Origin of the sequence: Bradyrhizobium sp. SZCCHNR1051, from assembly GCF_032489615.1 — a bacterium.
Classification (GTDB): domain Bacteria; phylum Pseudomonadota; class Alphaproteobacteria; order Rhizobiales; family Xanthobacteraceae; genus Bradyrhizobium.
Map to the genome: position 1 here is coordinate 185744 of NZ_JAUEYJ010000003.1, position 13320 is coordinate 199063.

The 13320-nt window shown below is 66.9% G+C and carries 10 protein-coding genes; 4 read left to right on the forward strand and 6 right to left on the reverse strand.

The window, feature by feature from the left end; translation table 11 throughout:
• Positions 1-157 precede the first annotated feature (157 nt).
• The gene (locus QW868_RS04495) at positions 158-1018 is read right to left on the reverse strand and encodes a caspase family protein (protein ID WP_315740775.1); all 861 of its coding nucleotides are present in this window, start codon (positions 1016-1018) and stop codon (positions 158-160) included.
• A gap of 431 nt (positions 1019-1449) precedes the next feature.
• Between QW868_RS04495 and QW868_RS04500 the strand changes: the two genes are divergently transcribed.
• From QW868_RS04500 to QW868_RS04515, 4 genes are all read left to right on the forward strand, one after another.
• Positions 1450-3174 carry a hypothetical protein gene (locus QW868_RS04500; protein WP_316229999.1) on the forward strand — a complete coding sequence of 575 codons (1725 nt, stop codon included), beginning with the start codon at positions 1450-1452 and terminating at the stop codon, positions 3172-3174.
• Positions 3175-3565: 391 nt separating this feature from the next.
• Positions 3566-4291, forward strand: coding sequence for a thermonuclease family protein (locus QW868_RS04505; RefSeq protein ID WP_316162503.1), 726 nt, complete (start codon positions 3566-3568; stop codon positions 4289-4291).
• Between the two features lie 155 nt (positions 4292-4446).
• Positions 4447-5634: a pyridoxal-phosphate-dependent aminotransferase family protein gene (locus QW868_RS04510; RefSeq protein WP_316230000.1), complete on the forward strand. Its 1188-nt coding sequence runs from the start codon at positions 4447-4449 to the stop codon at positions 5632-5634.
• An 8-nt stretch (positions 5635-5642) separates the two neighbouring features.
• Positions 5643-7742, forward strand: coding sequence for a S9 family peptidase (locus QW868_RS04515; RefSeq protein ID WP_316230001.1), 2100 nt, complete (start codon positions 5643-5645; stop codon positions 7740-7742).
• A 195-nt stretch (positions 7743-7937) separates the two neighbouring features.
• Here QW868_RS04515 and QW868_RS04520 read toward each other — a convergent pair whose 3' ends face one another.
• From QW868_RS04520 to QW868_RS04540, 5 genes are all read right to left on the reverse strand, one after another.
• Positions 7938-8657, reverse strand: coding sequence for a ribonuclease activity regulator RraA (locus QW868_RS04520; RefSeq protein WP_316230002.1), 720 nt, complete (start codon positions 8655-8657; stop codon positions 7938-7940).
• Between the two features lie 206 nt (positions 8658-8863).
• Positions 8864-10600 carry an L-arabinonate dehydratase gene (araD, locus tag QW868_RS04525; protein ID WP_316230003.1) on the reverse strand — a complete coding sequence of 579 codons (1737 nt, stop codon included), beginning with the start codon at positions 10598-10600 and terminating at the stop codon, positions 8864-8866.
• Positions 10597-11457 (reverse strand): ABC transporter permease, encoded by an 861-nt coding sequence (locus QW868_RS04530; RefSeq protein WP_316230004.1) that lies wholly within the window; start codon positions 11455-11457, stop codon positions 10597-10599. The genes araD and QW868_RS04530 overlap by 4 nt, the downstream gene beginning before the upstream one ends.
• 11 nt (positions 11458-11468) lie before the next feature.
• Positions 11469-12233: an ABC transporter ATP-binding protein gene (locus tag QW868_RS04535; RefSeq protein ID WP_316230005.1), complete on the reverse strand. Its 765-nt coding sequence runs from the start codon at positions 12231-12233 to the stop codon at positions 11469-11471.
• The gene (locus tag QW868_RS04540; protein WP_316230006.1) at positions 12233-13264 is read right to left on the reverse strand and encodes an ABC transporter substrate-binding protein; all 1032 of its coding nucleotides are present in this window, start codon (positions 13262-13264) and stop codon (positions 12233-12235) included. Before QW868_RS04540 ends, QW868_RS04535 begins: the two co-directional genes overlap by 1 nt.
• Positions 13265-13320: the final 56 nt, after the last annotated feature.

Here is a 13320-nt window from a genome sequence, read left to right on the forward strand (position 1 = left end):
CACGGCCGAGTCCTGCGGGACATAGCGGGGAGACCGCGCCAGACGCGGTCCGCTCCCCTCCCCCTTGCGGGGAGGGGAGCTGACCGTCAGCTTGGTGAGAGCGGGGCAGACGCTCCGAGCGTCAGATGCGTTGGACGAGAGATGGAAAACCGCCGCCTCAGCTGCCGGCGTTGGCGACGTCGGCGCTGAAGCGGATGTCCTCGACCAGCGAGGACGACACGGTCGGCACCTGCTCGCCGTCGGAGCTGCGCGCGATGGCGTTGCGGGTCTTGTTGAACACCGCCTCGGCGCTCGGGCTCTTGCCGAGCTGATTGAGCAGCTCGCCGACCAGCACGCTGTTCTGGCCCTTCGGATCGTCCAGCACCTTGCCGGGCGTCGCCGACGACAGGATCAGCGCATTGGCAGGCGCATTGATCGGCGCCAGGCCGTGCGAATAGGCGCGGAAGCGGCGCTCATAGGGATTGCGGCGCGCGGCGTCGATCACGACCAGCTTGGCGCGCGCCCCCTGCTCGCGGACCGTATCGAGCAGGCCCTCGATGCTGGTGCCGTCGCGGCGCACGTCGGCCTCCTTCCAGATCTTGGCATCGACCGGGATCATGTAGCTCTCGCGTCCCGCCTGGATGGCGTAGCCGCCGAAGAACAGCATCACGACGGAGTCGGGCTTGATCCTGGCCTTGAGGCGCTCGACCGCGCGGATCATGTCGTCCTTGTTGGCATCCTCGACGACATCGACGTCGAAGCCGTCACGGCGCAGCGCGCCGGTCAGCGCCCGGGCATCGTTGATCGGCTGGACGAGCGGCGCATTCGCATCGGGGTAATGACCATTGCCGATGACCAGCGCGAGGCGCGCGCCGTTGCCGGTCGCCACGCTGCTCTGCTCTGAGGCTGCCGCCTTGGGCGCCTCGAGCGAACGCTTGTTGAGGGCAGCATGCGCACCGATCGCGAGCGACACCGTGCAGAGAAGCGCGGCGGCGATCACGGCCGATCGGCGGGAGAGAGAAGGCTGCCTTGCGGTCATCACGTCAATCCTGGTCCGAGCCTGCCCAAGCGTGACCAAAGGGGCGCACCCTTTGGTCGCGCTGGCGCCTCTGAGGTTTGAGGGGTTGCGAGACGATGTGTCGTCGAATTGCGCGCAATTTGCGGCACCGCAACGAGGAAAGGCTTAACCCGAACCCGCATCCCAAGCAACATCGGAACAGCCTTGACTTTTCAAGCACTTGAAGAGAAACGCAAATTTAACCATGGCGCCGATCTCCAAAGAGCCCTGGGCGGACCGCCGGGAAGCCATAATACCGCCAGATCCGCCTCGCGCGCCGTGACCGCCGTCACGTTGTCTTTGGCCGTCCAGCGTGTCAGTTTGCCCCATGCATGCGCGTGACGCGCCGTTTGCCGGGCGTTTCGAGCAGCGCATGCCGTCCGTCCCGCCTCCGACAACCTGCGAGTCCTCGCTTGAGTTTCCAGTATTTCGCCGGCGCGGCCTGCCGCGCACTGACGGCCCGGAAGGATGGGCCCTCGCTGTACGAGGTCTGCGATCCCATCCTGCGCCGGCCCGGCAGCGGCGACCCGCATCTGTCGAAATTCTACCGGACCGCGCTGGGGAACCCCGCGCTACGCGCATTGCTGCGCCGTGCCGGCCTGCCCGAGTTGAACGATCCCGCTGTTCTCAATGCGCTGCGCGACGCGCTGGTTCTCGCCCGCGACAATCCGACGCCGGACTGGGAGCAGGTCGGCCGCCCGATCGCCGATCTGGTCGACAGCGTCGCCTTGCATCACCCTGCCCCGCCGCGCCGGACCGCGGCGGCGGCCATGCCGCCGGAAGGCGAGATCGACCGCGTGATCCGGGCCTGTGGCGCCGACCTGCTCGGCTCGTTCAGCCGCAATGGCTTCATCCCGACCTATGCCGCCTTCAACCTGATCGGCGATCCCGACATGAAGGGCCGCGAGGTGCTGATGGCGCTGCAGGGGCTGGACGCGCGCGGCTACAAGAACTCGACGTTGCTGTTCAACCTCGCCCGCGTCTTCATCGCGCGATCGCCGGCGGCCGCGGTGATCAATCCGCCGTGGCGCGGCATCGCCGAGCCGATGTGGGAGCCGGTGCAGATCCGCCACCGCTCGGCCTATTACGACGCGTTCTTCACCGAGGCGCTGCTGAGCTATCTGGAGACCGGCCTCGCCTCGTCGGAGCAGGCGACCGCGGCGCGCACGGCGATTTCGGCCATGGTCGAGTTCTGCCTGACCGTCAGCCGCGAGGAGGTGCGCGGCGCCGACGGCAAGAGCTACGACGTCGTCACCGCGCTGGCGCCGCCGCCGCATCCGCGCTTCTCGCGCTTCTTCACCCAGATCAAGCAGGACCTCGGCTTCGGCGTCTACGTGCCGGATTGCGACACCACGGCGTGCTCGTTCTCGGCGGCGACGCAGGCCGGCTCGGACGATCCGATGCTGAGCCAGCCGCTGCTGGATTTCTATGCCGGCTACCAGGTGCGCGCCGGCGGCAACGAGCCGCGCGTGACGGTGCCGATCAACGACAACATCGACTATGAAGGCGGCGTCGCGACCTGGATCGACAGCCTGGCCGGCGAGCGGCCCTACGGCAACGATCTCGATCCGACGCTGAATCTCGACGTGCTCGAAGTGTCGTTCCGCAACCTCGCACGCTGGCAGGTCCTGGAGACGCAAGCCCGGCTCGACGTCGTCAGGCGAATCGTCGGCTTCCAGCAGCGGCTGGTGCTGAGCGGCGCCTTCGCCGACCCGCGCGCGCACATCTATTATCTGCCGGAGCTGTACTGCGCCTATTTCGGCCGCTGCTACCACGCCTTCATGGCACTGCCGCCCGCCGCGCGGCGGGCGATCGATCCCGACGGCGCGTTCGAGCTCATTCGTCTGCGCGTGCTCGGCTATGTCGAGGACGAGCTGATCGGCCGCGAGATGAACCCGTTCGACGCCGCGCTGGCGCTGATTGCGCTCGGACATCTCGGCGGCGCTGCGGCGAGCTTCGCGCCCGCGGTGCATTGCATCGTGACGTCGTTCGGCGAGGGCGGCCGGCGGCATCCGTACCGCGCCTATGAATGGAACAAGATGAAGACCCCGACCCGCATCCTGGTCGGCGGCCCCGAGGTGACATCTGCCTTCGTGCTGATGGGCCTGGCGCTGGCGCGAAGGGTCGTGGTGCGGTGAGGCCGAAGCTCTGTGTCGACGGTGTCGGTCCACTCCCCTCCCCCTTGCGGGGAGGGGTCGGGGGTGGGGGTCCACGAGTCGCGCTCTGAGTGATGACAGCGTGTGCCGCTGAGGGCGTCAGCGTTTTCTACGTTTCACAAGGGCCGTGGCCGAAAGGCTTGGCGCGATCTCACACAGCTGCTGAGTTCAGCGCCGCGGACCCCCACCCCCAACCCCTCCCCGCAAGGGGGAGGGGAGCGCACCGCCGTTGTAGTGATAGCTCGAGTCGCAACTCCCGTCCCACCATCGCGCGAAGTTGAGCGGCTCAGGCAATCACGGCGCTGGAACCACGGGCCGATCCGCCGCACAATCGCCCCCATCAATCCATCCCAAGGACGTTCCGCGCCCTTTCATGTCGATGAAGCCAGCACTTCTTCTCCTGCTCACGCTCGCCCCGTCGCTCGTCCATGCCGCCGACATCACCGGTCCCGCCAAGGTCCGCGAGGCCGACAGCGTGCTGATCGGCACGACGCGCATCCGGCTCGGCGGCATCGACGCGCCCGCCGTCGATCAGCTTTGCCTGAACAAGAACGGCGAGCGCTGGACCTGCGGCGTGGCCGCGCGTGACGAACTGATCAAGCACGCCGACGGCAAGAGTTGGACCTGTCATCCGCGTTCGATCGATCGCCGCGGTCGCCAGGTCGCGCGCTGCGACGTCGACGGCGAGGACATCCAGAAATGGCTGGTGCGCAGCGGTTGGGCGCTGGCCTATCGCACCATCTCGCACGATTACGAGCCCGACGAGGCCGAGGCGCGCGCCGCCAAGGCCGGCATGTGGCAGGGTGCATTCATCGCGCCGTGGGACTGGCGGGTGCGCAACAAGAAGACCACGATCCTCGGCGCCACCAAGCCACCGGACAGCGCGAAAGCCATCCTGCTCGCCTCGGCCTCGGGACCGGTCGCGCCGTCACCGGACTGCACCATCAAGGGCAACGTCAACGGCGCCGGCGAGTGCATCTATCACACGCCGAAGAGCCGTTGGTACGCTCAGATCAAGATGCACGTCGCCAAGGGCACGCGCTGGTTCTGCTCGGTCGAGGAGGCCGAGGCCGCCGGCTGCCGCGAGACGAGGCGCTGACGGCCTGACGCGCCGGCCTGCCGGGGCATGCCAGCCCCCCGGCTTCTCCGGCTTTTCTTAATGCGCCGCGCCACGTAAAACGACCGTGGGCCAGCCGTGTGCGAGAGCCCGCCACCACCCTCAACCGCCAAACCACATCGCCGAGGACACTGACAATGACCGTTCGCGCGGGCCGGGAGTTTCTGGCCATCCCGGGACCCACCACGATGCCGGACGAGGTGCTGCAGGCGATGCACCGCCCGGCGCTCGACATCTACTCCAAGCAGATGGTCGAGCTGACCGACGGCATCATGTCCGATCTCGGCCGCCTGTTCGCGACCAAGGGCAAGACCTACATCTACATCGCCAACGGCCATGGCGCCTGGGAGGCCGTGCTCTCCAACGTGCTGTCGCGCGGCGACAAGCTGCTGGTGCTGGAGAGCGGCCGCTTCGCGATCGGCTGGGGCCATGCGGCGCGCGCGATGGGCGCCGAGGTCGAGGTTCTCAGGGGCGACTGGCGCCGCGCGGTGCGCCCGGCCGAGGTCGAGGCGCGGCTGCGCGCCGACAAGGAGCACACCATCAAGGCCATCGTGGTGGCGCAGATCGACACCGCCTCGGGCGTCGTCAACGATGTCGAGGCGATCGGCCGCGCCATCAAGGCCGCGGGCCATCCGGCGCTCTATATGGTCGACACCGTCGCCTCGCTCGGCTGCATGCCGTTCGAGATGGATGCCTGGGGCATCGACGTCGCGATGTCCGGCTCGCAGAAGGGCCTGATGACGCCGCCCGGCCTCGGCTTCGTCGCGGCCAACGACCGCGCGCTCGAGGCGCATAAGCGCGCCAACATGCGCACGCCCTATTGGGACTGGAGTGAGCGCGAGGGCGCCGAGCACTATCGCAAATATGGCGGCACCGCGCCGGTGCATCTGCTGTTCGCGCTGCGCCAGGCGATGGACATGCTGTTCGCCGAGGGGCTACCGCACGCCTTCCGCCGCCATGCCCTGCTCGCCGAGGCCGTGCGCCGCGCGGTGGCGAAGTGGAGCGAGGGCCAGGTGATCGGCTTCAATATCGCAGACGCCGCGGAGCGTTCCAACACCGTGACCACGGTGCTGGTCGGCGGCGGCTATGATCCGGCCGTGCTGCAGACCTACTGCAAGGAGCAGTGCGGCGTCGTGCTCGGCACCGGGATCGGCGACCTCCAGGGCCAGGCGTTCCGCATCGCCCATATGGGCCATGTCAACGCGCCGATGGTGCTGGGCACGCTCGGTGTGATCGAAATGGCGCTGGTGGCGTTGAAGATTCCGCATGGCCGCGGCGGCCTCGACGCCGCGATCCAATGGCTCGGCGAGAGCGTGACCCCGTAAAGGACGACATGACCGACAGCAGCACAAGTGCGCCGGTGGCGCCGCGCCGCCCTTATTCCTTCACTCGCCACGGCATCACCGTGAGCGACGATTATGCCTGGCTGAAGGATGCGCGCTGGCAGGAGGTGCTGCACGATCCGTCGCTGCTCGACGCCGACATCCGCGCCTATCTCGAGGCCGAGAACGCCTATGCGGAATCCGTGCTCGGCCACACCGCACCGCTGCAGAAGAAGCTCGTCGCGGAGATGCGCGGCCGCATCAAGGAGGACGATTCCTCGGTGCCATCGCCGGACGGGCCCTACGCCTACTTCCGAAAGTACCGCGAGGGCGGGCAGCACGAGCTGTTCTGCCGCACGCCGCGCAACGGCGGGGCGGAGACCATCGGGCTCGACGGCGATGCGCTGGCGCGCGGGCATGAGTATTTCAAGTTCGGCGGCAGCCGGCATTCGCACGACCACAAGCTGGCCGCCTGGAGCGCCGACACCAAGGGCTCGGAATATTTCACCATCCGCGTCCGCGACTGGGACGGTGGAAACGATCTCGTCGATCTCGTCGAGGAGACCGACGGCGGCGTGGTGTGGTCGCGTGACTGCAAGAGCTTCTTCTACGTCAAGCTCGACGACAATCACCGCCCGATGCAGGTGTGGCGGCACAAGCTCGGCACCAACCAATCAGACGATTTGCTGGTCTATGAGGAGAAGGACACCGGCTGGTTCACCCATGTGCACGAGTCGACCTCCGGCCGGTTCTGCGTGATTGCCGGGGGCGACCATGAGACCTCGGAGCAGCGGCTGATCGATCTCGATCATCCCGATGCGCCGCCGCGTCTGGTCGCCGCGCGCGAGAACGGCGTGCAATATTCGATCGCCGATCGCGGCGACGAGCTGCTCATTCTCACCAATGCCGACGGCGCGATCGACTTTAAGATCGTGACCGCGCCGCTGGCCGCGCCCGAGCGCGCCAATTGGCGCGACCTCATTCCACACCGCGCCGGCATCTACGTGCTCGACCACGATCTCTATGCCGGCCATCTGGTGCGGCTGGAGCGCGCCAATGCGCTGCCGTCGATCGTGATCAGAGACCTGAAATCCGGCGAGGAGCACGCGATCGCCTTCGACGAGGGCGCCTATTCGCTCGACGCGATGGGCTCCTACGAGTTCGACACCACCAACCTGCGCTTTGCCTATTCGTCGATGACGACGCCGTCGGAAGTGTGGGACTACGACATGGTGACGCGCGCTAGAACGCTGCGCAAGCGCCAGGAAATCCCGTCGGGGCACAATCCGGCGGACTACGTCACCACGCGCATCATGGCGAAGGCGGACGACGGCGCCGAGGTGCCGGTCTCGCTCTTGCATCGGCGCGACTTCAAGGCCGACGGCGCCGCGCCGCTGCTGCTCTACGGCTACGGGTCCTACGGCCATGCCATGCCGGCGTCGTTCTCCACCAACCGGCTGTCGCTGGTCGACCGCGGCTTCGTCTATGCCATCGCGCATATTCGCGGCGGCACCGACAAGGGCTGGGGCTGGTACCTCGACGGCAAGCGCGAGAAGAAGACCAACAGTTTCGACGATTTCTCAGCCTGTGCGCGGGCGCTGATCGCCGCCAACTACACGAGCGAGAAGCGCATCGTCGGCCATGGCGGCAGCGCCGGCGGCATGCTGATGGGCGCAGTCGCCAACCGCGCGGGCGAGCTGTTCGCCGGCATCGTCGCCGAGGTGCCGTTCGTCGATGTGCTCAATACCATGCTCGACGACAGCCTGCCGCTGACGCCGCCGGAATGGCCCGAATGGGGCAACCCGATCGAGAGCGAAGCGGATTTTCGCACCATCCTGTCCTACTCGCCCTACGACAACGTCGCTGCCAAGCCCTATCCCGCGATCCTCGCGATGGCCGGTCTCACCGACCCGCGCGTCACCTATTGGGAGCCGGCGAAGTGGATCGCCCGGCTGCGCGCGACCATGACCGGTGGCGGCCCTGTCGTGCTGCGCACCAACATGGGCGCCGGCCACGGCGGCGCCTCCGGCCGCTTCAACCGGCTGGATGAGGTCGCGATCGTCTATGCGTTCGCGCTGTGGGCGGTGGGCTTGGCGGATAGAAGCGCGTGAGCGCGGCGACTGACAGCAACAGCGAGATGTGTAGCGGGATCTCGCCCGACCAACAGTGTCGTCCCTGCGAACGCAGGGACCCATAACCACCGTCCCCGGCTGTTGGGCAGGCTGGAGCTACTTTCTTCGTAGTCACATCCGCCTGTGTTTCTGGGTCCCGGCTCGAGGCCGGGACGACAGCGGAGTGTGTGACGGTTACCTGCCGTTCTTCGCGCGCCACGCGGCGAAATCCGCCGGCGTCTGCGGATCGGTCGCCGGATAGAGGCCGAGGATGGAGCGGCCGTTCGCGACCTGCTCGGCGACGAAATCCTCGAACGCGGTCATCTCGAACGTCTCCTCGGCGATCTCGTCGGCAAGATGCGCGGGGATGACGATGACGCCGTCGGAATCGCCGAGGATGACGTCGCCGGGAAACACCGGCGCGTCGCCGCAGGCGATCGGGCTGTTGATCTCGATCGCATGATGCAGGGTGAGATTGGTCGGCGCGCTCGGGCGCCGATGAAACGCGGGGATGCCGAGCTTGGCGATCTCGGCCGCATCGCGAAACCCGCCATCGGTGACGACGCCGGCGACGCCGCGCTGCTGCAGGCGGCTCACCAGGATGGCGCCGGCCGAGGCAGCCCGCGCGTCCTTGCGGCTGTCCATCACCAGCACGGCACCGGGCGGACACTCCTCCACGGCCTTGCGTTGCGGATGGGCACGGTCGCGAAACACCTCGATGGTGTTGAGGTCCTCGCGCGCCGGAATATAGCGCAGGGTGAAGGCCTCGCCGACCATGGTCGGCTGCCCCGGATTGAGCGGGTGGACGTTCTGGATGCATTGGATGCGCAGGCCGCGCTTGAACAGCGCGGTGGCGACGGTCGCGGTCGAGACGGTCTTGAGCTTGTTGCGGGTGGAGGTGCTGAGTCTGGTCATGCGGTCGGTGCTCGCAGTTCTCCCCTCCCCCTTGCGGGGAGGGGTTGGGGGTGGGGGTCCTCATCAACGGTGTCGCTTGGGGTACCCCCCTCCCCGACCCTCCCCCGCAAGGGGGGAGGGAGCGCACCTTTGTCGCGGTGATAGTCAGAGTCGCAAATCTCGAGGTTCCGGGGTCAGGCTTCGCCCGCCCCAGAACGACTGTGGAGTTAGTAGATCACCGGCTCGCCCACGGGCGCGCCGAAGCCGGTCTCGAGGAAGTCGAAATCGCAGCCGTCATTGGCCTGCTTGATGTGGCGGGCGAACATCCAGCCATAGCCGCGCTCGAAGCGCGGCGTTGGCGGTGTCCAGGCGGCGCGACGGCGCGCCAGCTCGTCCTCCGGCACATCAAGATTGATGGTGCGCGCGGCGACGTCGAGCGTGATGCGGTCGCCGTTCTTCACCAGCACCAAGGGACCGCCGACATAGGCCTCCGGCGCGACGTGCAGGATGCAGGCGCCGTAGCTGGTGCCGCTCATGCGGGCGTCCGACAGCCGCACCATGTCGCGCACGCCCTGCTTCACGAGCTTGGTCGGGATCGGCAGCATGCCCCATTCGGGCATGCCCGGCCCGCCCTGCGGCCCGGCGTTGCGCAGGATCAGCACGTGATCGGCCGTGACGTCGAGATCGGGATCGTCGATCGCCTTCTTCATCGAGGGATAGTCGTCGAATACCAGCGCCGGGCCCGTGTGCCTGAGGAAGCGCGGCTCGCAGGCGGAGGGCTTGATGACGCAGCCGTCCGGCGCAAGGTTGCCCTTCAGCACGGCGAGCGCGCCCTCGCGGTAGATCGGGTTGGATTGCGGGCGGATGACGTCGTCATTGTAGACGCCGGCGCCTGTGATGTTGTCGCCCAGCGTGCGGCCGTTGACGGTGAGGCAGTCGAGATGGAGATGCTCTTTCATCCGGCTCATCAGGCCAGGCAGACCGCCCGCGTAATAGAAGTCCTCCATCAGATAGGTGTCGCCGCTCGGCCGGACATTGGCGAGCACCGGCACCTTGCGGCTCGCGGCCTCGAAATCGTCGAGGCCGATATCGGCGCCGGCGCGGCGTGCCTGCGCGATCACGTGGATGATCGCGTTGGTGGAGCAGCCCATCGCCATCGCGACCGCGATCGCATTCTCGAACGCTGGCCGCGTCTGAATCTTCGACGGCGTCAGGTCCTCCCACACCATCTCGACGACGCGGCGGCCGCACTCCGAGCTCATGCGGATGTGCTCGGCATCGGCGGCGGGAATCGACGAGGCGCCGGGCAAGGTCATGCCGATGGCTTCGGCGATCGCGGTCATGGTCGAGGCCGTGCCCATGGTCATGCAGGTGCCATGGCTGCGCGCGATGCCGGCCTCCATCGCATTCCAGTCGGCGTCCGACAGTTTTCCGGCGCGGCGCTCGTCCCAGTACTTCCAGGCATCGGAGCCGGAGCCGAGCGTCTTGCCCTTCCAATTGCCGCGCAGCATCGGTCCTGCGGGGAGATAGATCGCCGGCAGGTTCATGCTGGTGGCGCCGAGCAGCAGCGCCGGCGTGGTCTTGTCGCAGCCGCCCATCAGCACGACGCCATCGACGGGATGGCTGCGCAACAGTTCCTCGACGTCCATCGCCAGCATGTTGCGATAGAGCATCGTGGTCGGCTTCAACAGCGACTCCGACAGCGACAGCGCCGGCAGCTCGATCGGGAAGCCGCCGGCCATCAGCACGCCGCGCTTGACGTCGTCGACCCGCTGCTTGAAGTGCATGTGGCAGGGCTGCGCGTCGGACCAGGTGTTGATGATGGCGATGACCGGCCGGCCCTTCCACTCCTCCTGGGCGTAGCCCATCTGCATCACGCGCGAGCGATGGCCGAAGGAGCGGAGATCGTCGGGGGCGAACCAGCGCGCGCTGCGCAATTGATCGGGTTGCCTGCGCTCGCTCATGATTGCGTCCCCCAGGTCAGCACGGTCCGGCGCTCGATGGTGCGGAAGATCAGGTTCTCGACCACGAGGCCGATCACGATCACGGTCAAGAGGCCGGCGAAAACGGCCGGAATCTCCAGCAAATTGCGGTTCTCGAAGATGAACCAGCCGAGGCCGCCCTGCCCCGAGGAGACGCCGAACACCAGCTCGGCCGCGATCAGGGTGCGCCACGCAAACGCCCAGCCGATCTTGAGGCCGGTGAGGATGGCACCGAAGGCCGCGGGAATCAGGATGCGGATGACGTAGGAAAGGCCGCTCAGCTCGTAGTTCCGGCCGACCATGCGCAGCGTGTTGGACACGCTCTTGAAGCCGGAATGGGTGTTGAGCGCGACCGGCCACAGCACCGAATGGATCAGCACGAAGACGAGGCTGCCGCTGCCGAGCCCAAACCAGATCAGCGCCAGCGGCAGCAGCGCGATCGCCGGCAGCGGGTTGAACATCGCCGTGACGGTCTCGAGGAAATCGGTGCCGATGCGGGTCGATATCGCGAGTATGGTCAGGATGGCCGCCAGCGTAATGCCGGCGGCATAGCCCATGAACAGCACCTTCAGCGAGGTCCAGGCGCGCATCGGAATGGTGCCGTCACGGACCTTCTCCCAGAGCGCAGCGATGGTGTCGGAGAAGGTCGGGAACAGCAGCGGATTGTCGAGATAGCTGCCGTAGGCCTGCCAGATCGCGGCCAGCACGACGATGATCAGCGTCTTGCGCACGAAGCCGTCGTTCCACAGCAGCTCGAGCATGCCGAGCTTGCGCTCGACCTCGGCCGGGGACGCGCTCGCCGCAGCCGTGTCGCGCAGGATGATCTTTGCGTCAGCCATGGGAGCGGCCCTCAATGTGCCGTTGCGGGTTCAGAAAACAGGAGATCATGGATCTGCTTCTCCAGGCGAGCCGCGCTGCCATCCTCGGCCGAGACCTTGTCGACGTCGATCACCTCGGCCTTGACCCGGCCGGGATGCGGCGACAGCAGCAGGATGCGGTTGCCGATCTTGATGGCCTCCGCAATCGAATGCGTCACGAACAGCACGGTGAACTTGGTCTCGCTCCAGAGCTGCAACAGCTCGTCCTGGCAGGTCCGCCGCGTCAGCGCGTCGAGCGCCGCGAACGGCTCGTCCATCAAGAGAATGTCCGGCTCCATCGCCATGCCCCTGGCGATCGCGACGCGCTGCTTCATGCCGCCCGACAGCGTATGCGGATAGGCATCGACGACGCGCGTCAGCCCGACCTTCTCGATGTAGGCGCGGGCGCGGCTCTCGGCCTCCTTGCGCGGCATGCGCCGCGCCGTCAGCAGCGGGAACATCACGTTGGCGAGCACGGTCTTCCACGGCAGCAGTTGATCGAACTCCTGGAAGATCATCATGCGGTCGGCGCCGGGACCGGTGATCTCGCGGCCGTTGATGCGCATCCGACCCTCGCTCGGCTTGATGTAGCCACCGACCGCCTTCAGCAGGGTCGACTTGCCGCAGCCGGACGGTCCGAGCAGCACGAAGCGATCGGAGCGGTCGACGGAGAAGCCGACGCGTTCGGTCGCCGTGATCACGGCGCTGGAGGTCCTGTAGCGCAAAGTGACGCCATCGACATCGAGCAGCGCAGACATCAGTTGCCCTTCAGATCATGCGCGACCGGCAGGTAGTAGTCGGTCCAGGCCTTGGGCTGGGTCTTGATGGTGCCGATCTTGGCGAGATGCGCGGCGAACTTCATCGTGCCCTGCGGCTCCAGGTTCCACTCCATCATGCCGGGCTCCTTGAGCCAGGCGAGCAGATCCTCGACCGAGGTCTTGTCGCCGGTGATCTCCTTGTAGATCTCCACCGCCGTCCGGGTATCGCTGCGGATCAGGTCTTGCGCCTCCTTGGTGGCGTCGCGGACCGCCTGGATGATCTTCGGGTTGGCGTCCGCGAACTTCGTCGTGGTGAAGAACTGCGCCTGGCTGAGCGGTCCACCCATCACGTCGGGCGAATTCATCACGACGTGCGCGCCGGGGACGTTCTTCAATTCGAGGAACGTATAGGGCGGAATCGAGAAATGGTTGTGCACCTCGTGCTGCGGGTTCGAAAGCGCGGTATAGGCGTCGGGGTGACCGAGCTGCACGGTGTTGGCGTCGAGCTTATTCCACTGGTCGGCGCCGAACGCCTCGGCGGCCGCGATCTGCAGCACGATGGCCTGGGTCGAGACCTTGACGGTCGGCACCGCGATCTTGTCGGTGGGACCGAAGTCCTTGATCGACTTGATGTTGGGATCGCGGCTGATCAGGGTCATCGGCTGTGCGGAGGTCGCGACGATACCCTTCACGCCGCCGCGGGTACGGTCCCACAACAACAGCAGATTGCCGGTGCCGGTGTTGAGAATGTCGACGCTGCCCGACAGCAGCGCATCGGTCTGCGCGCCGCCGCCGGAGAAGGTCAGCCATTTGGTGGTGACGCCGGGCACGCCAAGCGCGGCAGCATGCTTCTCGATCAGCTTGTTCTTCTCGATGATGTGGCTCGGCATGTAGAAGATGCCGGGCTGGCGCGACAGCGAGACCTCGGTCTTCTGCTGGGCCTGTGCGGCGTCATTCCAGGCCGCCGCGACCAGCAGCGCGGCCAGCAGGCCGGCGGCTCGTGCGGCCGAGCGCCCGAACTTCTCGAACATGGGACATCCCTCCTCGCGTGCCGGCTCCTTCTTGACGGCCGGCGGAGAGATGCACT